This window comes from Rahnella sp. JUb53 (assembly GCF_004346065.1).
Lineage (GTDB): Bacteria > Pseudomonadota > Gammaproteobacteria > Enterobacterales > Enterobacteriaceae > Rahnella > Rahnella variigena.
On record NZ_SLYT01000003.1, the window covers coordinates 184,036 to 207,922 of the forward strand.

Genomic DNA, 23,887 nt, shown 5'->3' on the forward strand with positions numbered 1-23,887 from the left:
GATACAAACACCAGAAAGGGATGTACCGAAAAGAAAGGGGAATCTCCGAGATGCCGTCGCAGGCTGTAACCCTTGAACCCATGGTTCAAGGTGAACGTGCTGTCGCAGTCTTTAGGCTTCTCGGACGGACCGAGCATGCGCACCGATTACGGATCATCACATTCTGTTGGTACTAATTATCGGCTCAGGGGACGGGCCCGCTGGCGAACATCTCAGAGAAATTTTTTACCGTTTCTGACGACCTGTGACCAGTCAGTCAGCAACGTGTGTTATTCGAAAGGCGCCCCTTCACGTTCAGAGATCCGGCCTTGTTCGAGCAAAGCTTGCTCGATGGTTTGTTGCAGCATCCGAATGCGTTGTTCCATATTGGATGCATAGTCGCGCGTTTTCAACCTTTCCTGAGCAAGTTCGTGACATACGTTTAATGCCGCGATGAAAACCAGTTGCTCTGTATTGGTGACTCTAGTGCGAACTTTCAGATCTTGCAACCGCTGATTAAGATCATCAGCTGCCAGATTCAGTGCTTCCTGTTGTTCTGGCGGACAATTCACTCGTAAAGAGCGACCAAAAATTTGAATATCTACCGGTTGTGCAGACATGCCACCTTCCTGCTGATTTATTCGTCCGCCCCAACGTGACCACTACGACCTGGCGCAGGATGTTGGAAGCGGGCGCCACTATAACTATCTCAATACCAGGTTACAACCCTATGACCGGCTGACTGCTGCCCGATTGTTCAGGGCGTGCCATTCATGCCTTATACCACCCCATCGCGGGCTGCTAATCTGGTACTACGACAGACCTTGGTGGTAGCATAACACGAACTTAACCGACCAACGATGGCGAATGCGCATGTCTATTGAGAATACTTACCCTACTTACGATTCGTTGGATCAAAACCTGAAACAACAATCGGTTGCTTTGACCGCAGCAGAAATGCACGGTTTGATCAGTGGCTTGCTGTGCGGTGGCAATCGCGACGGCAGCTGGCTGACGATGGTGCATGACCTGACGAACGAAGGCATGGCCTTCCCGCACACGCTGGCAGATTTGCTGCAACAACTGCGCAAAGTGACGTCAGATACCCTCGAAGATGACAGCTTTGAATTTAAAATGCTGATGCCTGACGATGAGAAACACGTCTTTGAGCGTGCCGATGCGCTGGCCGGATGGGTGAACCATTTCCTGCTCGGTCTGGGCATGATGCAGCCTAAACTTGCTAAAGTGAAAGGCGAAGTCGGTGAAGCTATCGATGATTTGCGTAGCATCGCGCAACTCGGTTACGACGAAGATGAAGATCAGGAACAACTGGCGCAATCTTTAGAGGAAGTTGTCGAATACGTTCGCGTCGCAGCGATTCTTTGCTTTGGTGAATTTGGTCACAGCCGCCCGACGGCTGCGGAAAACCACCGTACATTGCATTAATGGTTGATGGCATTAACCGAACATTGCACACATTAAAACGATTTCAGGAGAAGGTGATGACTCAGCAAGAGTTTGAGAATCGTCGTCAGGCGCTGTTAGCGAAGATGGCACCGGGAAGCGCTGCGATAATTTTTTCTGCGCCGGAAGCAACACGCAGTGCTGACAGTGAATACCCGTATCGTCAGAGCAGTGATTTCTGGTACTTCACCGGTTTCAATGAACCGGAAGCGGTGCTTATCCTGGTGAAAAGTGATGAAAATCATAACCACAGCGTACTGTTTAACCGTGTGCGTGATCTCACCGCTGAAATCTGGTTTGGCCGTCGTTTAGGTCAGGATGCCGCGCCCGCCAAACTTGGCGTGACCAAAGCGCTGCCTTTTGACGACATCAACGACCAGTTGCATCTGCTGCTCAACGGCCTTGATGTGGTGTATCACGCGCAAGGCGATTACGCCTATGCCGATGAAATCGTAAACCGTGCCATGGAAAAACTGCGCAAAGGCTTCCGCCAGAATTTCTCTGCTCCTGCGACTGTCATTGACTGGCGTCCATGGGTGCACGACATGCGCCTGTTCAAATCAGCGGAAGAAATCGCCATCATGCGCCGTGCCGGACACATTACCGCGCTGGCGCATACCCGTGCGATGGAAAAATGCCGTCCGGGCATGTTTGAATATCAGCTTGAAGGCGAAATTCATCACGAATTTAACCGTCACGGCGCGCGTTATCCGTCCTACAACACCATCGTGGGCGGCGGCGAAAACGGCTGCATTCTGCATTACACCGAAAATGAATGCGAACTGCGTGACGGCGATTTAGTGCTGATCGACGCCGGTTGTGAATATCAGGGCTATGCCGGTGATATCACCCGTACGTTCCCGGTGAACGGCAAATTCAGCAAAGCGCAGCGCGAAATCTACGACATCGTGCTGGCGTCAGAATACAAAGCGCTGGAAGTCTTCGGGCCGGGCAGCAGCATTCAGGCCGCAACCGAAGCCGCAGTGCGCGTGATGATTGAAGGCCTGATCAAACTCGGCGTGATGAAGGGCGACGTTGAAACCCTTTACGCTGAGCAGGCGCACAAACAGTTCTTCATGCACGGTTTATCGCACTGGCTGGGGCTGGACGTTCATGACGTGGGGCATTACGGCTCGGCAGATCGCAGCCGTACGCTGGAACCTGGCATGGTACTGACCGTTGAACCTGGCCTGTATATCGCGCCGGACGCGGACGTACCTGAAGCTTACCGTGGCATCGGTATCCGTATCGAAGACGACATTCTGATCACCGCCACCGGCATTGAAATTCTGACCGGCGATGTGGTGAAAGAAGCCGATGAAATTGAAGCATTAATGGCGGCGGCACAGAAATAATATGAGCATAGTCATTGTTGGCGGCGGAATGACCGGTGCCTCGCTGGCGCTGGCGATTTCCTCGCTGACGCAGGGCAGTTTGCCGGTGCATCTGGTGGAAGCCACTGCACCGGATCATCATGGACATCCTGGTTTTGATGCCCGCTCGATTGCGCTGGCGCAGGGAACCTGCCAGCAGTTGGCCCGTGCTGGCATCTGGCCGGCCCTGAAAGCTATCGCCACGCCAATACGTGATATTCACGTCAGTGATCGCGGTCATGCGGCTTTTGTGAATCTCAATGCTGCGCATTACGGCGTCGAAGCGCTCGGGCAGGTGGTTGAGTTGCATGAAGTCGGCAAACGGCTGTTTGCCATGCTGAAAAATGCCCCCGGCGTCACGCTGCATTGCCCGGCGAAAGTCACGGATGTCGCGCGTTCGCAGGATTCTGCCAGTGTCACGCTTGATACCGGTGAAACGCTGACCGCGCAGCTGCTTGTCGCCGCTGACGGTTCACATTCTTCGCTGGCAAAAGCCTGCAACATTGGCTGGCAGCGTGAGGATTATGGTCAGATCGCTGTCATTGCCAACGTGGCAACCAGCGAGCCGCACAACAATCGTGCTTTTGAGCGCTTCACAAAACACGGGCCGCTGGCACTGCTGCCAATGTCCGATGGACGCAGCTCGCTGGTCTGGTGTCATCCGCGCGAAGCGAAAGAAGAGATTGATCACTGGAGCGAAGCGCAGTTCCTCAGCGAGCTGCAAAAAGCGTTTGGCTGGCGTCTGGGCACTATAAAACAGGCCGGTAAACGTTTCAGCTATCCGCTGCAATTACAGCAAGCCAACAGTCATATCAGCCATCGTCTGGCACTGGTCGGCAATGCAGCACAAACGCTGCATCCGATTGCCGGACAGGGGTTTAATCTCGGTCTGCGTGATGTCATGACACTGGCGGAAACGCTGGCTAATGCGACGGCGAATGGCAGCGATGTCGGCAGTTACCGCGTACTGAGTGACTATCAGCAGCGCCGCCAGCCCGATCAACAGGCAACCGTCGGCGTGACCGATGGCCTGATCCACCTTTTTGCCAACCGCTGGCTGCCGCTAATGGTCGGACGTAATCTCGGTTTACTGGCGATGGAAGGCATTACGCCGTTGCGCGATGCGTTCACCCGCAGAACTTTAGGTTGGGTTGACCGTTAAGCCTTACAGGAAAAATTATGCAATCTTTTGATGTGGTTATCGCCGGTGGCGGAATGGTGGGCCTGGCGCTGGCGTGTGGTTTACAGGGCAGCGGTCTGCGCGTGGCGGTGCTGGAAAACCAGCAACCCGATCTCGATTCACCGTTACCGGAACAGCCGGGTTTACGGGTTTCAGCTATTAATGCTGCCAGTGAACGTCTGCTGAAATATATCGGCGTCTGGGACAATATTATTGCTCAGCGCGCCAATGCCTATCAGGGGATGGAAGTCTGGGATCGCGACAGCTTCGGCAAAATCGCGTTCCGTGGCGAAGAGTATGGTTTCAGCCATCTCGGCCACATCATTGAAAACCAGGTGATACATCGCGCCTTATGGCAACGTGCAGAACAATCTTCCGACATCACTTTGCTCGCGCCGGCCACATTGAAAAATGTGGCGTGGGGCGAAAACGAGGCGTTTATCACCCTCAATGATGATCGTCAGCTCACTGCACGGTTAGTGGTCGGCGCGGACGGCGCGCAGTCGTGGCTGCGTCAGCACGCTGATATCCCGCTGACATTCTGGGATTATCGCCATCATGCACTGGTTGCGACCATCCGCACTGAAGAGCCGCACCAGTCTGTTGCACGCCAGGTCTTCCACGGTGAAGGCATTCTGGCATTTCTGCCGCTGGCCGATACCCATTTATCTTCTATTGTCTGGTCAGTTTCGCCGGATGAAGCGCAGCGCCTGAGCGCGCTGGAGCCTGAAGAGTTCAACAAAATCCTCGCCAGTACCTTTGACCTGCGCCTGGGTATTTGTACCGTAGAAAGCGAGCGCCTGACCTTCCCGCTGACCGGTCGTTATGCCCGCAGCTTTGCCGGACCACGTCTGGCGCTGGTGGGCGATGCGGCGCATACCGTGCATCCGCTGGCCGGTCAGGGCGTCAACTTAGGTTTCATGGATGCCGCAGAACTGGCATCTGAAATCAGACGACTGCAAAAAGAAGGCAAAGATTTCGGCCAGCACATGTATTTGCGCCGTTACGAGCGCCGTCGTAAACACAGCGCCGCGCTGATGCTGGCGGGTATGCAGGGCTTCCGCGAACTGTTTGCCGGTGACAATCCTGCCAAAAAACTGTTGCGGGATATCGGCCTGACGCTGGCGGATTCTCTTCCGGGCGTGAAACCGAAACTGGTGCGTCAGGCGATGGGGCTGAATGATTTACCTGAGTGGTTACAGGACGATTCACTTCGATTGAAATAATCTAATTTCAGCTCAGTTTTTCCATTACATTTTCTAATCCGGGGCCGGATTTCTCATTCTGCAAATGGTGAGAAATCCGGCCTTGTCGTTATATAACATCGACACTTTTGATGTTTATTTGTAGATTTTGCGTCACAAACCCCAGTTTGCCAGTCAAAAACTCTGCACAATGCCCTTGTGAAATCACTGACATCTATCCCGCTCTGCATATTTTAACTTATGGTTAGTGAGCTTATTCAGTGGTAAGTTCGAGCGAGGGTATCGTTTGCGCCACCACGCAAAATCCCGTCATCATTCGAGCTATCTCCGCGTTGGCTTCCTTCGCGAACCCCAGTCACATACTTATGTATGCTCCCGGGGATTCACTCAGTTGCCGCCTTGATCTGACTCGAATGATTTTGGGCTTTTACGTGGTGTGCCGTTTATGCATTTGTATTCAAATGAGGAATAAGATGGTTAAGCAGACTCAGCTTTATGAACAACATGTTGCGTGCGGCGCGCGTATGGTCGATTTCCACGGCTGGATGATGCCTTTGCATTATGGCTCTCAGCTGGATGAACACCACATCGTGCGTCAGGATGCCGGTATGTTTGACGTCTCGCACATGACCATTGTCGATCTCCACGGTGCCCGTACCCGTGAATTCCTCCGTTATCTTCTGGCGAACGATGTCGCCAAGCTCACCGTTCCCGGCAAAGCGCTGTACACCGGCATGCTCAATGCGTCCGGCGGCGTGATAGACGACCTGATCGTTTACTTCCTCAACGAAAATTATTTCCGTCTGGTGGTTAACTCCGCTACTCGTGAGAAAGATCTGGCATGGATTTCGCAGCATGCAGAACCGTACGCTGTTGAACTGACGGTGCGTGATGATCTGGCGCTGGTCGCTGTGCAGGGGCCGCAGGCGAAAGAAAAAGCGGAAACCTTGTTCACCGCTGAACAAAAACAAGCGGTCGCGGGCATGAAGCCGTTCTTTGGCGTTCAGGCGGGCGATCTGTTTATCGCCACCACCGGTTATACCGGCGAAGCGGGTTATGAAATCGCGCTGCCGCAAGAGCAGGTGGCCGATTTCTGGCAGAAATTGCTGGCCGCAGGCGTGAAACCCGCCGGTCTGGGCGCACGCGACACGCTGCGTCTGGAAGCTGGCATGAATCTCTACGGTCAGGAAATGGACGAAGGCGTGTCACCACTGGCGGCCAACATGAGCTGGACCATCGCCTGGCTCCCGGAAGACCGTAACTTTATTGGCCGTGACGCACTGGAAAGACAGCGCGAGCAGGGCACTGAACAGCTGGTCGGCCTGGTGATGACCGAGAAAGGCGTATTGCGTAACGAACTGCCGGTACGATTCACCGACAGCGCGGGCAACACGCTGGAAGGCGTGATCACCAGCGGCTCATTCTCTCCGACGCTGGGCTACAGTATTGCACTGGCGCGCGTTCCGGCGGGCATTGGCGAAAACGCTATTGTGCAAATCCGTAACCGCGAAATGCCGGTAAAAGTCACTAAGCCAGGTTTTGTCCGTAACGGCAAACCACTGGTGCAGTAAAGAATTCGTAATAAAAATTATCCAGTTAACGCTGAATTAAGCACTTTTTTGGAGAAAGTAACATGAGCAATGTTCCAGCAGATTTGAAATACGCCTCTTCCCACGAGTGGGTACGTTCAGAAGGCAACGGCGTTTACACCGTAGGCATCACCGAACACGCGCAGGAATTACTGGGCGACATGGTTTTCGTTGATCTGCCAGAAGTCGGCCGCCAAGTCGCTGCCGGTGAAGACTGTGCCGTAGCTGAATCCGTCAAAGCGGCGTCAGATATTTATTCTCCAATCAGCGGCGAAATCGTTGCGGTTAACGGCGAACTGGAAGGTTCTCCGGAGCTGGTAAACAGCGAGCCCTACGGCACCGGTTTCCTGTTCCAGATTAAAGCGTCAGACGAAAGCGAACTGGCTAAGCTGCTTGATGCAGAAGCCTATTCAGCATCCATTGAAGACTGATTAAACACTGTTTACCCGCCCCGCAACCCGCTTGCGGGGCAGATCCCGACCCGTAGCTTTTGTCAGTATCCCAAGACACCTCCAGCAGATTTCAGGAATGCGTAGCAAATGACTCAGACTCTCAGCCAACTCGAACACAGCGAAGCCTTTATCGGCCGCCATATCGGTCCGTCTTCTCAGCAGCAACAGCAAATGCTGGAAACGGTCGGTGCGGATTCCTTAAACGCGCTGATCCAGCAGATCGTTCCGGTCGATATCCAGTTACCTGGCCCGCCAGCTGTCGGCGATGCCGTGACGGAACATCAGGCGCTGGCTGAGCTTAAAGCCATTGCCAGCCAGAACCAGCGCTATAAATCCTACATCGGTATGGGTTACAGCGCGGTGCTGACGCCGCCGGTTATCCTGCGCAATATGCTGGAAAATCCGGGCTGGTATACCGCTTACACGCCGTATCAGCCGGAAGTGTCGCAGGGCCGTCTTGAAGCATTGCTGAACTTCCAGCAACTGACGTTAGATCTGACCGGTCTGGATCTGGCTTCTGCTTCTTTGCTCGATGAAGCGACTGCCGCCGCCGAAGCGATGGCGCTGGCAAAACGTGCCAGCAAACTGAAAGACGCTAACCGTTTCTTCGTGGCGGACGACGTGCACCCGCAAACGCTGGATGTGGTACGCACCCGTGCGGAAACCTTCGGTTTTGACATCATCGTTGATAAAGCGGAAAAAGTGCTCGAGCTGGAAGGCGTGTTCGGCGTGCTGTTGCAGCAGGTTGGCACTACCGGCGAAGTTCATGATTACACCGCGCTGCTGGGCGAACTGAAATCCCGCAAAATTATTACCAGCGTTGCCGCGGATATTATGGCGCTGGTGCTGCTGGCCGCACCGGGTAAGCAGGGCGCAGACGTGGTCTTCGGTTCTGCGCAACGCTTTGGTGTGCCGATGGGCTACGGTGGTCCGCACGCGGCCTTCTTCGCCTGCGTAGACGAATTCAAACGTTCCATGCCGGGCCGTATCATCGGTGTTTCCCGTGATGCCGCAGGCAAAACTGCACTGCGTATGGCGATGCAGACCCGCGAGCAACATATCCGCCGCGAAAAAGCCAACTCCAACATTTGTACCTCGCAGGTTTTACTGGCGAACATTGCCAGCCTGTATGCGGTATTCCACGGCCCTGAAGGCCTGAAACGCATTGCGTCACGCATTCATCGTCTGACCGACATTCTGGCCGCTGGCCTGAAACAGGGCGGCCTGACGCTGCGTCATAACACCTGGTTCGATACGCTGACCGTTGAAGTTAAAGACAAAGCCGCCGTGCTGGAACGCGCGCTGAGTTTCGGTCTGAACCTGCGTACTGACATTCACGGCGCAGTCGGTATCACTCTGGACGAAGCGACGTCCCGCGAAGACGTTCAGATTCTGTTTGCCGCCCTGCTGGGTGACGATAACGGTCTGGATATAGACAAACTGGACAAAGCCGCATCGACCGACAGCAACTCTATTCCTGCGGCGATGCTGCGTGTGGATCCGATCCTGACCCATCCGGTATTCAACCAGTACCACAGCGAAACCGAGATGATGCGTTATATGCACCGTCTGGAGAAAAAGGATCTGGCGCTGAATCAGGCGATGATCCCGCTGGGTTCCTGCACCATGAAACTGAACGCTGCGGCAGAAATGATCCCGATTACCTGGCCGGAATTCGCTGAACTGCACCCGTTCTGCCCGACAGAACAGGCTGGCGGTTATCAGCAAATGATTGGTCAGCTGTCACAATGGCTGGTTCAGCTCACCGGTTACGACGCTGTGTGTATGCAGCCAAACTCCGGCGCACAGGGTGAATATGCGGGTCTGCTGGCGATTCGTCGTTACCACGAAAGCCGTAACGAAAGTGCTCGTCACATCTGCCTGATCCCAAGTTCAGCGCACGGTACCAACCCGGCTTCCGCGCAGATGGCGAGCATGACCGTTGTGGTGGTCGCGTGTGACAAACAGGGCAACATCGACCTGAGTGACCTGCGTGAGAAAGCCGCGAAAGCGGGCGACGAACTGTCTTGTATCATGGTGACTTACCCGTCAACGCACGGCGTTTACGAAGAAACCATCCGTGAAGTTTGCCAGATTGTGCATCAGTACGGCGGTCAGGTTTACCTCGATGGCGCGAACATGAACGCACAGGTCGGCATTACGACTCCGGGTTACATCGGCGCTGACGTCTCGCACCTTAACCTGCATAAAACCTTCTGTATTCCTCACGGCGGCGGCGGTCCGGGCATGGGCCCAATTGGTGTGAAATCACATCTGGCTCCGTTCGTTCCGGGTCACAGCGTGGTGCAGATTGACGGCGTGCTGACCCAAAACGGCGCAGTTTCTGCGGCTCCGTTCGGCAGCGCTTCCATCCTGCCAATCAGCTGGATGTACATCCGCATGATGGGCGCGGAAGGCCTGAAACAAGCCAGCCAGGTGGCAATTCTGAATGCCAACTACATTGCGACCCGTCTGAAAGACGCCTATCCGGTGCTGTATACCGGCCGTGATGACCGTGTGGCGCACGAATGCATTCTGGATATTCGTCCGCTGAAAGAGACGACCGGTATCAGTGAAATGGATATCGCCAAACGTCTCATCGATTACGGATTCCACGCGCCGACCATGTCCTTCCCGGTTGCCGGTACGCTGATGGTTGAGCCGACCGAATCCGAAAGCAAAGTGGAACTGGATCGCTTCATTGATGCGCTGCTGGCAATTCGCAGTGAAATCGACCGTGTAGCGAAAGGCGAATGGCCGCTGGAAGACAACCCGCTGGTGAACGCGCCGCACGTGCAGAATGAGCTGGTCAGTGACTGGAACCATCCGTACACCCGCGAAGTGGCGGTATTCCCGGCCGGTTACGACAATAAATACTGGCCGACCGTGAAACGTCTGGATGACGTGTACGGGGACAGGAATTTGTTCTGTTCGTGTGTACCGATGTCAGATTACGAGTAAGACCCGTTTTGACTGAGGCCGCCATTATCTGCGGCCTCAGCTAACGTCAAAATCAAGGGCGTGGGCGCCGGCCCACACCGGGTTAAGGGGGGTAAACGCGCCCCTTAACAATCCTGCGTTTTTTCACTCCGCGCTGTCGCATTCACGATGGACATGCACCACTAAAATAGTGAGTGGCGCAAAATGCCATCGCTGCGCGATCCCCTCATTTCAGGCTTCGAGCCTTTCGGTCTCGAACCGTTCATTCGGTGTCATTTTTGATCACGCCAATGCGCTTTTCTAAAAGATAAAAGACAATCTTCTTTTGAATTCAAGATCGTGCAGGCGATAAGCCACCCTTGAGGCCAGTGTGGGTGGCAACCCACGACCTTGACTTTGCAGTTGAATTTTCCTCTTCTACACTTTGCACACTTCCCCCACTGGAGTATTCAATGAAAATCGCTCTCGTCACCGGCGCCAGCCGCGGCATTGGCCGTGCAACGGCTCTGCTTCTTGCGCAGCAGGGTTACGCCGTCGGTGTGAATTACGTGAATAACGAAACCGCAGCACAATCTGTTATCGATGAAATCCATCAGGCTGGTGGTAAAGCAATTGCGCTGAAGGCTGATATTGCCGATGAAGCGCAGGTTGTCGCGATGTTCAAACAGCTCAGCGCCGAACTCGGCCCGATCACCGCGCTGGTGAATAATGCCGGGATTTTGTTCCAGCAGACCACCATTGAAAATCTCTCCGCCGAACGTATCAATAAAGTGCTGTCTACCAACGTGACCGGGTATTTCCTGTGCTGCCGCGAGGCGGTGAAAATCATGTCGCATCGGCATGGCGGAAAGGGCGGGGCGATTGTGAATGTGTCCTCAGCGGCCTCCCGTCTGGGCGCACCGGGCGAATATGTCGATTACGCGGCATCAAAAGGCGCGGTGGATACCCTGACCACCGGTCTGGCGCTGGAAGTGGCGGCTTACGGTATTCGCGTAAACTGCGTGCGTCCCGGCCTGATTTATACCGAAATGCATGCCAGCGGCGGAGAGCCTGGGCGTGTCGATCGCGTGAAAGCCAATCTGCCGATGCAGCGCGGCGGTCAGCCGGAAGAAGTCGCACAGGCGATTTCCTGGCTGCTGTCGGATTCCGCCTCTTACGCCACCGGCAGCTTTCTCGAGCTGGCAGGCGGCAGGTAATCAGAATCAGTCACTGATAACGGGGATCACTCCTCGTTAACTCCCCGTTAACTCCCCGTTAACTCCCCTCAAACGGTCAACTCCACACAATCGGTCATTAACGGTCATCAGATTGCGCGAGGAATTGTGACCGTTTGCAAATCTGTTGCTGTCTTGTTGCAACGCAAATGACGATTTAATGCCGTTCCCGCCACAGATCCAAACTTTAACATTTCATCTTTTCTCACCTTTTCGTGACAACTATCACAGGACGATTGTGGCAAAAAATGCGCACAGTCGCCTTTGAGGCACTGCGCATTCCGTAAACACCCGGCTGCGTATCCTATTTGACATCGGGAAAGAGGAATCACCACATGCTGCCAGTAGAGCGACATCGTTATATCACCGAAATTCTCAGCCAGCGCGGACGCATCCTGGTGCAGGAAGTGGCGCAGTTATGCCGCATCTCGCTGGAAACCGCGCGGCGGGATCTGGCGCTGCTGGAAAAGCGCGGCGTGCTGTTACGCAGCCACGGCGGCGCGGTGTTTATGGAGCATTCGGCGGGCGAAAAAACCTATGTGCCTTCGCAGATTGAACAGGGTGAATCCTTCCGTGACCGCAGTAATCAGTCGCCGGACAGTAAAACGCGCATCGCCAAACGCGCATTACAGCTGATCAATCCCGGCGATTGCTTGCTGCTCGACAGCAGTTCCAGCAGTTGGTTTCTGGCGCGTCAGTTGCCCGACATTCAGCTGGTGGTGCTGACCAACTCGGTTCACATCATCCAGACGCTGGCGGTGAAAGCTAACGTGCGGGTGATCGGACTGGGCGGTGAATACTCGGCGAAATACGAAGATTTCGTCGGCGTGCTGGCAGAGCAAATGCTGAAAGAGTTCGTCATCAACAAACTGTTTTTCTCCTGTCACGGCATCAGCCACGAAGGCGGCATCCGTGAAAGTAACGAGCATCATGCGCGGCTGAAACAGCAAATGCTGCTTTCCTCCGAGCACAAAATTTTGCTGGCTGACTCCAGCAAATTCGGCCGCCGCTCCTTTGCGCGGATCTGCCACTACCGGGAAATCGACACACTGATAACAGACCATCTGGAGGATGAAGAATTCCGCCAGGAACTGGCCTGGAGCAACGTTAACGTGATTGAAGTTTCTCCGTCACCCCTACAGAAAAAAACTAAAAACAGCCGCAACGGCCCGTTAGCTGCGGCACATAACTGACCTACCAGGAGAGTAAACATGATCAAGAAATCCGTTCTTGCCTGCCTGTTCGCCACAGCCATGTTGTCCCTGTCTGCGCACGCCGCCGACAAAATCCGCATGGGCGTGGTGGTGAAAGTCGGCGGTAACGCCTGGTTCAACGCGATGGAAGCCGGGATAAAAAGCGAAGCGGCCAAACGCGGGATCGACGCGTGGCAGGTCGGGCCGACCAGCGCGGATCCGGCGTTGCAGGTGCGTGCGATTGAAGATCTGATCGCCCAGAAAGTGGATGTGATCGGCGTAGTGCCGAACGATGCCCGCGTGCTGGAGCCGGTACTGAAACGCGCTCACGACGCCGGGATCAAAGTCATCGTGCATGAATCACCGGATCAGAAATATGCCGACTGGGATTTCGAAATGGTCGATGCCACGCAGCACGGCATTAACCACATGGTCGCGCTGGCGCAGTGCATGAAAGAGAAAGGTGATTACGCGGTATACGTCGGAAGTCTTACCGTGCCACTGCATCAGAAATGGGCCGATGCCGCCATCAATTATCAGAAAGAACACTATCCGAATATGCATCTGGTCGGCGACAAATTTGGCGTGGGTGAATCCCTCGATGACAGCATCCGTACCACTAACGACCTGATGTCCAAAGACGCCAATATGAAAGGCATTCTGGCTATCGGTTCACAAGGCCCGATTGGCGCAGGTCGCGCGGTGCTTAACCGTGGCAAAACTAACGACATCTGCGTATTCGGACCATTCAGTCCGGGCCAGGGCGCAAGTCTGGTGAAAGCCGGCGCCATCAAAGGCGGCTTTATCTGGAACCCGATGGTCGCCGGTGAAGTCTTTGTGCGCATCGCCGAGAAGCTGGAAAAAGGCGAAAAAATCACTGACGGCATGACCATTGAAGGCATGGGCAAAGTGAAAGTCGACGAGGCAACGCGCACCATTCTGGGCAACGAAACCGAAAGCCTGGACAAAGCGAACCTGCCGAAACTGGTCAAAATGGGGCTGTAATCATGGCAATCTCCGAGATCATTCAAACAGATAACGCGCCGCTGATTGATGTGCAAAACCTGTCGGTGACCTTTGGCGGGCAGCGTGCGCTCAACGACATTTCCCTGCGGCTGATGCAGGGCGAAGTTCACTGCCTGGCGGGCACCAACGGCTGCGGAAAAAGTACGTTGATCAAAGTGATCTCGGGGGTTTATCAGCCGGATAACGGCTGCCAGATCACGCTCAGTTCGCCCTCGCAGGGCAGCCAGAGTTTCAGCAAACTGTCTCCGGATCAGGCGCGGCAGTTTGGCGTGCAGGTGATTTATCAGGACTTGTCGTTGTTCCCGAACCTCAGCGTGTTCGAGAACATCGCCTTCGACCACAACTTACAGGGGCTGATGGGCTGGTATCGCCCGTCACGTCTGCGGGAAACCGCGCAACGCATTCTGACTGAACTCAATTACACCCTCGATCTCGACAGCAAAGTTTCGGCACTGCCGATTGCCCAGCGTCAGCAGGTGGCGATTTGCCGGGCGCTGGTCGCCGATGCGCGATTAGTGATTATGGATGAACCGACCGCCTCGCTGACCCGAACTGAAGTGAATCAGTTGCTGCGCACTGTGCATTACCTGAAAAGCAAAGGCATCAGCGTGGTGTTCGTCAGCCATCGTCTCGATGAAGTGCTGGAGATTTCCGACAGCGTGACGGTTATCCGCGACGGTAAAAAAGTCGGGACGTTCCCGGCCTCCGAAGTCAGCAGCGAACGCCTGACCGAGCTGATGACCGGCCTGAAACTCGATTACCGCCTGAAAGCCGCCAACATGAATGACGAACGCATCATGCTGGAAACCGACAAACTCAGCCGCGCAGGGCAGTATCACGATGTCAGTTTCAAACTGCACGCCGGCGAAGTGCTCGGTTTATGCGGCCTGCTCGGTTCCGGCCGTACTGAACTGGCGCTCAGTCTGTTTGGCATGACTAAACCGGACAGCGGCAAAATCTACCTCGACAGTAAACCGGTGCGTTTTCGCAGCCACGAAGACGCGATCAAATCCGGCGTCGGTTACGTCTCGGAAGATCGCCTGACGCTCGGCCTGATCCAGCAGCAATCCGTCGGCGACAACACCGTGCTGGCGATCATGGATCAGTTGCGCAGCCGTTTTCACCTGATCGACGAATACCGTAAAAACAAGATCATCCAGCAGTGGATCGAAAAACTCGGCGTCAAAGTCGCCAGTCCTGAACAGGCGATTTCCACGCTTTCCGGCGGCAATCAGCAAAAGATCGTGCTCGCGAAATGGGTGCTGACGCAGCCGAAAATCCTGATCCTTGATTCCCCAACGGTCGGCGTCGATGTCGGCGCGAAAGCCAGCATTTATCAGCTGATCCACCAGCTGGCGGAGGAGGGGATTTCTATCCTGCTGATTTCCGACGAAGTGCCGGAAGTCTATTTCAACTGCGACCGCGTGCTGCATTTCAGTGAGGGCACGGTGGTTGGCGAATATCTGCCGGGCGCGATCACCCAGCAACAACTTGCGGAGGCGGTCAATGCTTAAGCTCAGCCGGTTACGCCCGTCCAGCAACGAAGGTTATTTAGCCTGGGTATTGCTGGTGGTGATTGTCACCTTTTCCTTACTCAGCAATCAGTTTCTGACCTTGCAGAACCTGCTGGATCTGACTGAAAGCTACGCCGTCAGCGGCATTTTTGCCCTCGGCCTGTTCGTGGTGCTGGTCACCGGCGGTATCGATATTTCGTTCGCTGCCGTGGCTTCTGTCGTGCAGTACATCATCGCCACGCTGGCGATCCACTACGGCCTGAGCAGCCCGACCGGCAGCATTTTACTGGCGGTCGCCATCGGCACGGTGCTGGGGATGATCAACGCCATTCTGATCTACTGCCTGCGCATCGTGTCGATCATCGTCACCATCAGTATGCAGTCGCTGCTGTTTGGCATGCTGATGTGGCTGACCAACGGCACCAGTCTGTATGACCTGCCGGACTGGCTGACGACGCCAATCCGCGTGCTGCCGTTCAGCGTCGGCGAACAGCATTATCAGATTGGTTTGCCGGTGGTGGTGATGCTGTCGGTCGCCGGGCTGAGCTGGATCCTGCTCAACAAAACCCATCTCGGACGCCAGTTGTTTGCGGTGGGAGGCGATCAGGAATCTGCGCGCCGTATCGGTATCCGTGTCGGGTTATTGCATCTGTTTGCTTACGGATATCTCGGCGCGATGGCGGCGATTGGCGGCCTGGTGCAGGTGTATCGCGTCGGTGAAGTGGTGCCGAATGCGCTGGTCGGCGGCGAGCTGGATGTGCTGGCAGCGGCAGTACTTGGCGGTGCCAGCCTTAATGGCGGCAAAGGCAGCGTGGTCGGCACTCTGATGGGCGTGTTCCTGATTGGCGTGCTGAAAAATGGCCTCAATCTGATCGGCGTTTCCAGCTATTTCATGAACATCGTCATCGGCGTGGTGATCGTCGCGGCCATCACCGTCACCCATTACAAGAAACGCAAAGAAACCGAAGTCGGCTTCGCCTGAGGAAAACCGCTATGTTCGCAAAAAGCAGAAATGTGAGTCTTAAAGCGAAGCCCGATGCGCGGCCTCGCCTGAAAATCGCTTCCCTGAAAATAGATAGCACGACATTGGGATTATCGCTGTTATTGCTGGTGGTGATCATCGGCTTCAGCCTGGCGATGCCGGGGCGCTTCTTCAGTGACGCCACCTTTATGAGCGTCGCCTTCCAGCTGCCGGAACTCGGTTTACTGACGCTGGCGATGTTTATCCCGATCCTCAGCGGTGGCCTGAACCTGTGCATTATCGCCACCGCCAACCTGACCAGTTTACTGATGGCGTGGGTGTTTCTCACCTGGCTGCCACCGGATGCCAGCATGGCGATGCAGGCGGTCTGGCTGACGCTGGCATTGGTCGGCGCAATGATTCTGGCGCTGGTGATTGGCATGCTGACCGGCGCGCTGGTGGCGTATGTCGGCGCGCATCCGATTCTGGTGACGCTGGCGACCATGACCATGGTGAACGGCGTCGGCATCTACCTTTCACGCGGCGCGGCGATCAGCGGTATGCCGGATATCGTGCGCTTTATCGGCGCGGAAACCCTGCTCGGGGTGCCGGTTCCGCTGATTATCTTCCTGCTGACCGCAGCCTTAATCGCGGTGTTTTTAGAACGCACACGCCTCGGTAAATACATCTACATGAGCGGCAGCAACATCAACGCCACCCATTTCAGCGGCATCAATACCCACCGCGTGCTGATTGCCATCTACGTGATTTCCAGCATGTTATGCGTGATTGCCGGACTCATCATGATGGCGCGTTTCAACTCGGCGCGCATGGGCTACGGCGACTCGTATCTGTTGCTGACGGTGCTGGCCATCATTCTTGGCGGCACCGACCCCAACGGCGGCTTCGGCAAAGTCGCAGGTGTGGTGCTCTCGCTGATTGTCCTGCAGGTGATTTCCACCGGCCTGAATCTGATGAACGTCAGCCCGCATTTCAGCCTGGCGATGTGGGGCGCGGTACTGATTGTGGTGCTGGCGCTGAAATTCTTCCGCAGCCGTTATCTGCAAAAAAGGGCAGGGCGAATGAGCGCTGCCAAAGCGCGGGCGGCTCAACCTTAAACACTTTTTTAAAATTGCCTCTGACTTAGGAAAACATCATGGAATACAAAATTTCTCCGTCGCTGATGTGCATGAGCCTCATCGACATTAAACAGCAACTTGAAGTGCTGAACCGCCGCGCCGATATGCTGCACATCGACATCATGGACGGCCATTACGTCAAAAATATCACGCTGTCGCCGTTCTTTATTGAGCAGATCCGCCCGCATACGCCGCTGGTTCTGGACGTGCATATGATGGTGGAAAACCCGGCTGACTTTATCGAGCCAATAGCCAAAGCCGGTGCCGATTTTATCTGTCCGCACGCAGAAACCATTAACCGCGACGCGTTCCGCATCATCAATCAGATCCGCTCGCTGGGTAAAAAAGTCGGCGTGGTGCTCAATCCCGCGACACCGGTGGAATACATCCAGCACTACATTCATCTGCTGGATAAAATCACCGTGATGACCGTCGATCCGGGCTATGCCGGTCAGCCGTTCATCCCTGAAATGCTGGGGAAAATCGCGCAACTGCGTGACCTCAAACAGCAAAAAGGCTACCGCTATCTGATCGAAATCGACGGCTCCTGCAACCTGCGCACCTATCAGGATCTGATGGGCGCGGGAGCGGAAGTGCTGATCGTCGGCAGTTCCGGCCTGTTCACGCTGGACAACGATCTGGATGTTGCCTGGGACAAAATGCTCGATCAGATGCGTCAGGCGCGTCACGCAGCCTGAGGGCAGGAGAGCCGTATGCCGCACTTTCTTGGAGTGGATGTCGGGGGCACCAATACCCGTTTAATGCTGATGGACAGCCAGCAAAATTTTCGCGGCTACCAAAAAACCCCGACCCAAAGCTGGGCGGGGCAGACTGACCCGTTACAGGGGCTGGAAAACCTGATCACGGCGTATTTGCAGGAACAGGATCCGCATCATCAGGTGGCGCAAGTCATGCTCGGGCTGCCGGGTGTATTGTCCCGCGATCGCCAAACCGTGCTGTCGCTGCCGTTTATCTCCGCACTGGATAATCAGCCGGTGGCGGCGATGCTCTTGCAACGTTTACACCTGCCGGTGGCGATGGATAAAGACGTAAACCATCTGATGTGGTGGGATTTAACACGGCACAGTGCGCTGCCGGATGTTGCTGTCGGGCTGTATCTCGGCACCGGGCTGGGCAACAGTTTGTGGATCAACGGCGATTTTTACCACGGCGCGCACGGCGGTGCGGGTGAACTGGGGCACATTCCGCTGGCGGGGAATCCGTTGCTTTGTCCCTGCGGCAAAACCGGCTGCGTCGAGACGCTGACGTCCGGCAACTGGCTGACCGGCTGGGCGCGGCAACATGCGCCACAAACGCCGTTCGCCGACCTGTTTGTACGTCATGCCGGGCATGTGGATTTAACTGAATTTGTGGCACGACTGGCGCGCACCGTCGCCAGTGAAATGAACATTCTGGATCCCGAATATCTGGTGCTGGGCGGTGGCGTGCTGGCGATGGAGAACTTCCCGCTGGTCGAACTGGAACAGCAGTTACGCAGTCATCTGCGCAGCCCGTATCCGGCGAACGGCCTGACCATTCATTTCAGCGCCGTCACCGACGAGACCGGTTGCCGTGGCGCATGTTTAGCCGCACAGCGCGTTTTTCCGTCGCAGCCAGCTCTGGCAGCCGGAACATTTTCCTTCAGGAGAGAGGCATGAACAAAGGCAAGGTATGCGTATTTGGGTCTTTCAACCTCGATATCGTGGCAGGCATGGCGCGTTTCCCCAAACCGGGAGAATCACTGATTGCGCGCAACAGCATGATGGGCGCGGGCGGCAAGGGCGCCAACCAGGCGGTCGCCGCACTGCGTGCCGGTGCGCGTGTGCATTACATCGGTAAAGTTGGTCGCGATGATTTCGGCATGTTTGCCCGCCGCCATCTCGACAGCGCCGGTTTCGACGCCGTCACGTTGTTCTCCACCAGCGAATGCCCGACCGGCAACGCGTTGATTTATGTCGCCGGAGCCGATGCCGAAAATATGATTGCCGTTGATCCGGGCGCAAACCTGACGGTCACCGACGAAGAAGTCGAACAGTGCCGTCCGGCCGTCGCCGCCGCTGATATCCTGCTGACACAGCTGGAAAATAACCTGCCAGCGATTGAAAAACTGATCGGTATCGCGAAGGACAACGGCACTTACATTATCCTCAACCCCGCGCCGTTCCAGCCCGTTTCTGACCATTTACTGGCTCAGGTGGATTTACTCACGCCCAATGCCACAGAATGCACGCTGCTGACCGGCATTGAAGTCTGCGATATTCCCTCCGCCGAACGCGCTGCTCACGCGCTGCACGCCAAAGGGATCCAGGCGCTGATCATCACGCTGGGCACGCAGGGCGCATTGCTTTCGGTGAACGGCGAAACGCAGATTATTCAGGCCTGTCCGGCGACCCCGGTCGATACCACCGGCGCAGGCGACGCCTTTAACGGCGCGCTGGCCTCCCAGCTTGCCGCCGGCGCCACACTCCCCGAAGCCGCACAATTCGCATCTGCTTATGCTTCTGTATGTGTGGAACGCGCAGGCGCAGCCGCATCAATGCCGACGTATGAAGAAGCACGTGAAAGAATGGGGGTTGTGGTGGTTTGAAGCAGGGTTTTCTTTGCTCCTTCCCCTCTCACGAGGGGAAGGGTTTTATTACTTCAGCCAGCCCTGCTGATGCGCATTATCCAGATGAGTGCGGATATGCAGCCACAGTTCAGGATGGATATCGGCGATAAAGGCATTACGTGCCAGAACCTGCTCGAGACGGATATTGTTTTCCACCCAGCTCTGACCCTGATTATTCAGGTTCATGACCATCGGCATCACGCGGTCGATCACCAGCGCAAAGCGCGCTTCAGGGGTTTCGCCCGCTTCATATTCATTCCACAAATCCAGGAACTGCGTGCTCATGGGCACAGGCAGCAGGCCGAACAGGCGTTTCGCTGCAATGATTTCCTGATCGTGAACCGCCGCGCGGGCAGCGAGATCGTAAACCAGCACATCACCGGCATCGATTTCGACGATGTCGTGGATCAGCGCCATGCGGATGACTTTATTGATATCAACGCCTTCCGGTGCGAAAGGGGCCAGAGACATTGCTGCCACGGCGAAATGCCAGCTGTGTTCTGCGGAGTTTTCCTGACGCTCAGTGCCTAACACTTTGGTGCGACGTTGCACGCTTTTCAGCTTGTCGATTTCCATCAGGAACTGAAAAACTTCGGTCATTGCCCCAAAATTCAGCGGGGTAGTTGCTGCAGACATACTAAAACCTTAGTCATATTGACGGCATGGTAAACGGCGTTATTTTCATTTTTCCGCTACACCTTAGTCGCTTGATATAAAAAAATCATGTTTTTGGGTGCGGAAAATCCCGCTGTAGTCTGAATGTCACTTTGGTAAATTATAAACAAAGCGAATGAATTGAAGGGCTTCACAGTCGAGGATGAGTGAAATGATGATCCGGCTAAGAGACTGTTACATCAGATAATACTCATTTTAAGCTTACAGATGTACACTGGAATTGTTCTCAGTTAAGCTAATTCCGTCGGAACGTTTTATAAACAATGATTTTTACTTTTTTGTCTTGAGGATCCTCAACGTATGGGTAAGTTGTCTCCATCACCACAGGGATATCCGTGGGCTGAAGAAATTGCTAACAGCCTGAGTCACGGCGTTGGTCTGGTTTTTGGGATTGTCGGGCTGGTGTTGTTGCTGGTTCAGGCAGTTGGCGATAACGCCAGCGCCATGGCAATCACCAGCTACAGTTTGTACGGCGGCAGCATGATTTTGCTGTATCTGGCCTCCACGCTGTATCACGCGATACCGCATCAGAAAGCCAAATACTGGCTGAAAAAATTTGACCACTGCGCGATTTATTTACTGATTGCCGGGACCTACACGCCGTTCCTGCTGGTCGGGCTTAATTCCCCGCTGGCGAAAGGACTGATGGCGGTGATCTGGGGGCTGGCGCTGTTCGGCGTAATTTTTAAACTGGCGTTTGCTCACCGTTTTGAAGTGCTTTCGCTGGTCACTTATCTGACGATGGGCTGGCTGTCGCTGATAGTGATTTACCAGCTGGCGACTACACTTTCGCTGGGTGGCGTAGCCTTACTGGCGCTGGGCGGTGTGGTGTACACGCTGGGCGTTATTTTCTATGCCTCTAAACGCTTTCGTTTCGGTCACGCCATCTGGCACGGGTTCGTGCTCGGCGGCAGTGCCTGCCACTTTTTGGCCATCTATTTTTACGTCTGATTTGTTTAATGAAAGTCAGTAAAAGGAAAGCGGAGCCTGATGCTCCGCTTTTTTGTGCCTGCTATTTACCGCGCTTGCCCGCATCCGGCGTGTCCGACCACCATTGCACCAGTGAAGGCACTGGCCGCAAATCGTAGTGCGCTTCGCCCAGCAAATGATTGAGGATTTTCGCCGAGCGCCACGCGGTCAGCGTCAGTTGCCCTTCGGCGCTGCCGTGACTGTGAATACCGGCATTCACTGCGTAAATGCGGTTCTGCTCAGGGCCGTCCCAGCGCAGGTTGAAATTCGGCTGAAGCGGCAAATGTTGTTCGCGGTCATAGGGGATGCGGTCCAGCAAAGGCTCGAGATAATCCGGTAAACCGGGGCGATAGCCAGTCGCCAGGATCACGATATCGGCACTGAAATGCTCCTCGCATTTTTCCAGCCCGTGTTTTGCCTGCAAACTGAAATCACCGCCCGCATTACGTACGATATGATCGAGCGCGCGGTGGGGCAATAAACGCACGTTACGCGGCTGATGCAGCACATCGAAACGGTGATACAGCTGCTTATAAATATCTTCCAGCGTGTGATAACTGATGCCATCCGAAGGCAGTTTTTGCGTGGCGATTTCCTGCTCACGTACGTCTTCCGGCAGCGTATAAAAGTAATTCACATACTCCGGCGTGAAATATTCATTGGTGAAAATCGATTCATCCAGCGGCTGAAAATTCGGGCGTCGTGATATCCAGCTCAGTTCGGCAAATTCGCCCCAGTGGCCGCTCAGCGCGTTAAGAATAATGTCCGCGCCGCTTTGTCCGCCACCGACGACGGCCACGCGTTTGCCGGTGAAATCCGGTTCGCGTAGTTCAATCTCAGCCGCATGAAAACAGTTTTCGCCCAGCGCCGCCCGCGCCGGTTTGGGGATCCACGGTGCATGGCCGGTGCCGAGGCAAATATTGCGCGCACGGTGCTCGCCTGTTTTACTCTGCACGATAAATTCCTGCCGCTTGTCATCGAAATCAATGCGCTCAACCGGCTCGGAAAAATGCAGGTCAGGGATGCGGTCGCACGCCCAGCGCAGATAATCGGAAAACTCATCGCGGCTGATGATCAGTTGTTCCGTCGCCAGAAAGCGGTAAATTTTCTTCTGTTCCACCAGATAATTGATGAAAGAAAACTCGCTGCGCGGGGCGACGGTGGTCACCAGATCCTGCAACACATAGGTTTGCATGGTGGCTGTCGGCAGCAACATGCCGGGGTGCCAGCTGAATTCCGGATTAGCGTCGAAGAAAGCAGCGTCGAGTTTTCCGGTATCTTTAGCCATCGCGGCGAGGCTTAAATTAAAGGGACCAATACCAATACCTATCAAATCCTTCGCGGACATCTTTCTGTTCCTTGTGTTTTTAGGATATTTTGGAAGCTCTGTTAAGCATAGGCCAGCCGCCCGCGACTGACATAGTTCTCGATAACTTATAGAAATATTCCTAAACTCAGTGACTTCGCCGTTCCTTACTCAATGATTAAAAAGGATTTGCTATGACCCGCCTGCGCCGTTTTAAACAAGTCGATGTGTTCACCGCCCAGCCGCTGAAAGGCAACGCCCTGGCCGTGATACTCGATGCCGAAGGACTGACAGACGCCGAGATGTTTGCAATGGCCCGCTGGACGAATCTTGCGGAAACGGCGTTTGTGCTCAAACCCGCTTCACCACAAGCCGATTATCGCGTAAGGATTTTCACTACCGATAAAGAACTGCCGTTCGCCGGACACCCAACGCTTGGCACAGCTTACGCGCTATTGCAAAGCGGGTTGCAGCCGAAAAATCCGGGATATCTTGTCCAGGAATGTGGCGTCGGGCTGGTGCAGGTGAAACAGCTGGCAGAAGGCGGACAGGCCTTTTCCGCGCCGCCAGCGAAACAGAGTCCGCTTGATGCTCAGCATCTGGAATTGCTGGCTAAGGCGTTACGTGGCGGAAAGATTCAGGCAGAAGTTACGCCAGTCAACGTCGATATGGGGATCATCTGGCTGGTGGTGCGGATGGAAAGCGCGCAGGAATGTCTGAATATCACCGCTGATGCCGCCGCTGTCAGCCAGCTGCAAACGCAACTGGGCATTAACGGTATCGCGGTTTACGGTTTGCACGATAAAAACGGTCCGGCGGATTATGAAGTGCGTGCGATTATTGATGAGGACGGCGTGCTGAAAGAAGATCCGGTCACCGGCAGCGCCAATGCCTGTCTGGCGCGGGTGCTGAAAGCCGCGAATTTCCCTGACGGAGAACATATGGCACAAACTTATCGCGTGCGGCAGGGGACTAAACTCCAGCGCGATGGCCGCGTAACCGTGACGTTTGTCGATGGCGAACCCTGGATCGGCGGCGATACATGTACGCTGATCGACGGCACGTTAGATCTCTGATCAGCGTGACCGCGCACTGGCGCT

At 55.0% G+C, this 23,887-nt stretch carries 21 protein-coding genes and 1 other RNA gene; 18 read left to right on the top strand and 4 right to left on the bottom strand.

What is annotated here, in order from left to right; translation table 11 throughout:
* Nucleotides 1–38 precede the first annotated feature (38 nt).
* Nucleotides 39–222: non-coding RNA, 6S RNA (ssrS, locus tag EC840_RS08580), on the bottom strand.
* Between the two features lie 47 nt (nt 223–269).
* Nucleotides 270–599 (bottom strand): cell division protein ZapA, encoded by a 330-nt coding sequence (zapA, locus tag EC840_RS08585; protein WP_112290630.1) that lies wholly within the window; start codon nt 597–599, stop codon nt 270–272.
* Between the two features lie 253 nt (nt 600–852).
* Here zapA and EC840_RS08590 point away from each other — a divergent pair, with 253 nt between their 5' ends.
* The 16 genes from EC840_RS08590 (at nt 853) to rbsK (ending at nt 19,816) form a co-directional block, all read left to right on the top strand.
* Entirely contained in the window at nt 853–1,425 is a 573-nt protein-coding gene (locus tag EC840_RS08590; protein ID WP_120506533.1) for a YecA family protein, read from the top strand.
* 56 nt (nt 1,426–1,481) lie between these two features.
* Entirely contained in the window at nt 1,482–2,798 is a 1,317-nt protein-coding gene (gene pepP / locus EC840_RS08595; protein ID WP_112290633.1) for a Xaa-Pro aminopeptidase, read from the top strand.
* 1 nt (nt 2,799) lies between these two features.
* Nucleotides 2,800–3,978: a 2-octaprenyl-6-methoxyphenyl hydroxylase gene (ubiH, locus tag EC840_RS08600; protein WP_129637936.1), complete on the top strand. Its 1,179-nt coding sequence runs from the start codon at nt 2,800–2,802 to the stop codon at nt 3,976–3,978.
* 17 nt (nt 3,979–3,995) lie between these two features.
* Nucleotides 3,996–5,222: an FAD-dependent 2-octaprenylphenol hydroxylase gene (gene ubiI / locus EC840_RS08605; RefSeq protein WP_113878251.1), complete on the top strand. Its 1,227-nt coding sequence runs from the start codon at nt 3,996–3,998 to the stop codon at nt 5,220–5,222.
* Nucleotides 5,223–5,674: 452 nt separating this feature from the next.
* Nucleotides 5,675–6,772 (top strand): glycine cleavage system aminomethyltransferase GcvT, encoded by a 1,098-nt coding sequence (gcvT, locus tag EC840_RS08610; protein ID WP_132964978.1) that lies wholly within the window; start codon nt 5,675–5,677, stop codon nt 6,770–6,772.
* A 62-nt stretch (nt 6,773–6,834) separates the two neighbouring features.
* Nucleotides 6,835–7,221, top strand: coding sequence for a glycine cleavage system protein GcvH (gene gcvH / locus EC840_RS08615; protein WP_129637938.1), 387 nt, complete (start codon nt 6,835–6,837; stop codon nt 7,219–7,221).
* Nucleotides 7,222–7,329: 108 nt separating this feature from the next.
* Entirely contained in the window at nt 7,330–10,203 is a 2,874-nt protein-coding gene (gene gcvP / locus EC840_RS08620; protein ID WP_132964979.1) for an aminomethyl-transferring glycine dehydrogenase, read from the top strand.
* 431 nt (nt 10,204–10,634) lie between these two features.
* Nucleotides 10,635–11,378 (top strand): SDR family oxidoreductase, encoded by a 744-nt coding sequence (locus EC840_RS08625; RefSeq protein WP_132964981.1) that lies wholly within the window; start codon nt 10,635–10,637, stop codon nt 11,376–11,378.
* Between the two features lie 353 nt (nt 11,379–11,731).
* Nucleotides 11,732–12,589, top strand: coding sequence for a DeoR/GlpR family DNA-binding transcription regulator (locus EC840_RS08630; protein WP_112288408.1), 858 nt, complete (start codon nt 11,732–11,734; stop codon nt 12,587–12,589).
* A 21-nt stretch (nt 12,590–12,610) separates the two neighbouring features.
* Entirely contained in the window at nt 12,611–13,594 is a 984-nt protein-coding gene (locus tag EC840_RS08635; RefSeq protein ID WP_132965218.1) for a substrate-binding domain-containing protein, read from the top strand.
* A 2-nt stretch (nt 13,595–13,596) separates the two neighbouring features.
* Complete coding sequence (locus tag EC840_RS08640) at nt 13,597–15,129, top strand: sugar ABC transporter ATP-binding protein (protein WP_112288407.1); 1,533 nt, start codon at nt 13,597–13,599, stop codon at nt 15,127–15,129.
* On the top strand, nt 15,122–16,111 hold the full coding sequence (locus tag EC840_RS08645) for an ABC transporter permease (protein WP_132964983.1): 990 nt from the start codon (nt 15,122–15,124) through the stop codon (nt 16,109–16,111). The genes EC840_RS08640 and EC840_RS08645 overlap by 8 nt, the downstream gene beginning before the upstream one ends.
* 11 nt (nt 16,112–16,122) lie before the next feature.
* The gene (locus tag EC840_RS08650; protein ID WP_113878381.1) at nt 16,123–17,208 is read left to right on the top strand and encodes an ABC transporter permease; all 1,086 of its coding nucleotides are present in this window, start codon (nt 16,123–16,125) and stop codon (nt 17,206–17,208) included.
* Between the two features lie 38 nt (nt 17,209–17,246).
* Nucleotides 17,247–17,927: a D-allulose 6-phosphate 3-epimerase gene (alsE, locus tag EC840_RS08655; RefSeq protein WP_112288404.1), complete on the top strand. Its 681-nt coding sequence runs from the start codon at nt 17,247–17,249 to the stop codon at nt 17,925–17,927.
* Nucleotides 17,928–17,942: 15 nt separating this feature from the next.
* A complete protein-coding gene (gene alsK / locus EC840_RS08660; RefSeq protein WP_132964985.1) occupies nt 17,943–18,887 on the top strand; it encodes an allose kinase in 945 nt (314 codons plus the stop codon).
* Nucleotides 18,884–19,816 carry a ribokinase gene (gene rbsK, locus EC840_RS08665; protein WP_112288402.1) on the top strand — a complete coding sequence of 311 codons (933 nt, stop codon included), beginning with the start codon at nt 18,884–18,886 and terminating at the stop codon, nt 19,814–19,816. Before alsK ends, rbsK begins: the two co-directional genes overlap by 4 nt.
* A 48-nt stretch (nt 19,817–19,864) precedes the next feature.
* Here rbsK and EC840_RS08670 read toward each other — a convergent pair whose 3' ends face one another.
* Nucleotides 19,865–20,473, bottom strand: coding sequence for an HD domain-containing protein (locus EC840_RS08670; RefSeq protein WP_112288155.1), 609 nt, complete (start codon nt 20,471–20,473; stop codon nt 19,865–19,867).
* Between the two features lie 339 nt (nt 20,474–20,812).
* Here EC840_RS08670 and EC840_RS08675 point away from each other — a divergent pair, with 339 nt between their 5' ends.
* A complete protein-coding gene (locus tag EC840_RS08675; protein ID WP_120160928.1) occupies nt 20,813–21,463 on the top strand; it encodes a hemolysin III family protein in 651 nt (216 codons plus the stop codon).
* Between the two features lie 61 nt (nt 21,464–21,524).
* On the opposite strand, the gene EC840_RS08680 is transcribed toward EC840_RS08675, so the two are convergent.
* Nucleotides 21,525–22,829, bottom strand: coding sequence for a SidA/IucD/PvdA family monooxygenase (locus tag EC840_RS08680; RefSeq protein ID WP_113876235.1), 1,305 nt, complete (start codon nt 22,827–22,829; stop codon nt 21,525–21,527).
* Nucleotides 22,830–22,981: 152 nt separating this feature from the next.
* Between EC840_RS08680 and EC840_RS08685 the strand changes: the two genes are divergently transcribed.
* The gene (locus tag EC840_RS08685) at nt 22,982–23,863 is read left to right on the top strand and encodes a PhzF family phenazine biosynthesis protein (RefSeq protein ID WP_132964988.1); all 882 of its coding nucleotides are present in this window, start codon (nt 22,982–22,984) and stop codon (nt 23,861–23,863) included.
* The last annotated feature ends 24 nt before the right edge of the window (nt 23,864–23,887 follow it).

Bases quoted from the DNA above. Each gene is read 5' to 3' on its own strand.
- EC840_RS08675 (WP_120160928.1), top strand. From the start codon at position 20,813: ATGGGTAAGTTGTCTCCATCACCACAGGGATATCCGTGGGCTGAAGAA.
- EC840_RS08685 (WP_132964988.1), top strand. From the start codon at position 22,982: ATGACCCGCCTGCGCCGTTTTAAACAAGTCGATGTGTTCACCGCCCAG.
- gcvH (WP_129637938.1), top strand. From the start codon at position 6,835: ATGAGCAATGTTCCAGCAGATTTGAAATACGCCTCTTCCCACGAGTGG.
- alsK (WP_132964985.1), top strand. From the start codon at position 17,943: ATGCCGCACTTTCTTGGAGTGGATGTCGGGGGCACCAATACCCGTTTA.
- EC840_RS08650 (WP_113878381.1), top strand. From the start codon at position 16,123: ATGTTCGCAAAAAGCAGAAATGTGAGTCTTAAAGCGAAGCCCGATGCG.
- EC840_RS08645 (WP_132964983.1), top strand. From the start codon at position 15,122: ATGCTTAAGCTCAGCCGGTTACGCCCGTCCAGCAACGAAGGTTATTTA.
- EC840_RS08670 (WP_112288155.1), bottom strand. From the start codon at position 20,473: ATGTCTGCAGCAACTACCCCGCTGAATTTTGGGGCAATGACCGAAGTT.
- EC840_RS08640 (WP_112288407.1), top strand. From the start codon at position 13,597: ATGGCAATCTCCGAGATCATTCAAACAGATAACGCGCCGCTGATTGAT.
- ubiH (WP_129637936.1), top strand. From the start codon at position 2,800: ATGAGCATAGTCATTGTTGGCGGCGGAATGACCGGTGCCTCGCTGGCG.
- gcvP (WP_132964979.1), top strand. From the start codon at position 7,330: ATGACTCAGACTCTCAGCCAACTCGAACACAGCGAAGCCTTTATCGGC.
- alsE (WP_112288404.1), top strand. From the start codon at position 17,247: ATGGAATACAAAATTTCTCCGTCGCTGATGTGCATGAGCCTCATCGAC.
- EC840_RS08625 (WP_132964981.1), top strand. From the start codon at position 10,635: ATGAAAATCGCTCTCGTCACCGGCGCCAGCCGCGGCATTGGCCGTGCA.
- EC840_RS08630 (WP_112288408.1), top strand. From the start codon at position 11,732: ATGCTGCCAGTAGAGCGACATCGTTATATCACCGAAATTCTCAGCCAG.
- ubiI (WP_113878251.1), top strand. From the start codon at position 3,996: ATGCAATCTTTTGATGTGGTTATCGCCGGTGGCGGAATGGTGGGCCTG.
- rbsK (WP_112288402.1), top strand. From the start codon at position 18,884: ATGAACAAAGGCAAGGTATGCGTATTTGGGTCTTTCAACCTCGATATC.
- gcvT (WP_132964978.1), top strand. From the start codon at position 5,675: ATGGTTAAGCAGACTCAGCTTTATGAACAACATGTTGCGTGCGGCGCG.
- EC840_RS08590 (WP_120506533.1), top strand. From the start codon at position 853: ATGTCTATTGAGAATACTTACCCTACTTACGATTCGTTGGATCAAAAC.
- EC840_RS08680 (WP_113876235.1), bottom strand. From the start codon at position 22,829: ATGTCCGCGAAGGATTTGATAGGTATTGGTATTGGTCCCTTTAATTTA.
- zapA (WP_112290630.1), bottom strand. From the start codon at position 599: ATGTCTGCACAACCGGTAGATATTCAAATTTTTGGTCGCTCTTTACGA.
- pepP (WP_112290633.1), top strand. From the start codon at position 1,482: ATGACTCAGCAAGAGTTTGAGAATCGTCGTCAGGCGCTGTTAGCGAAG.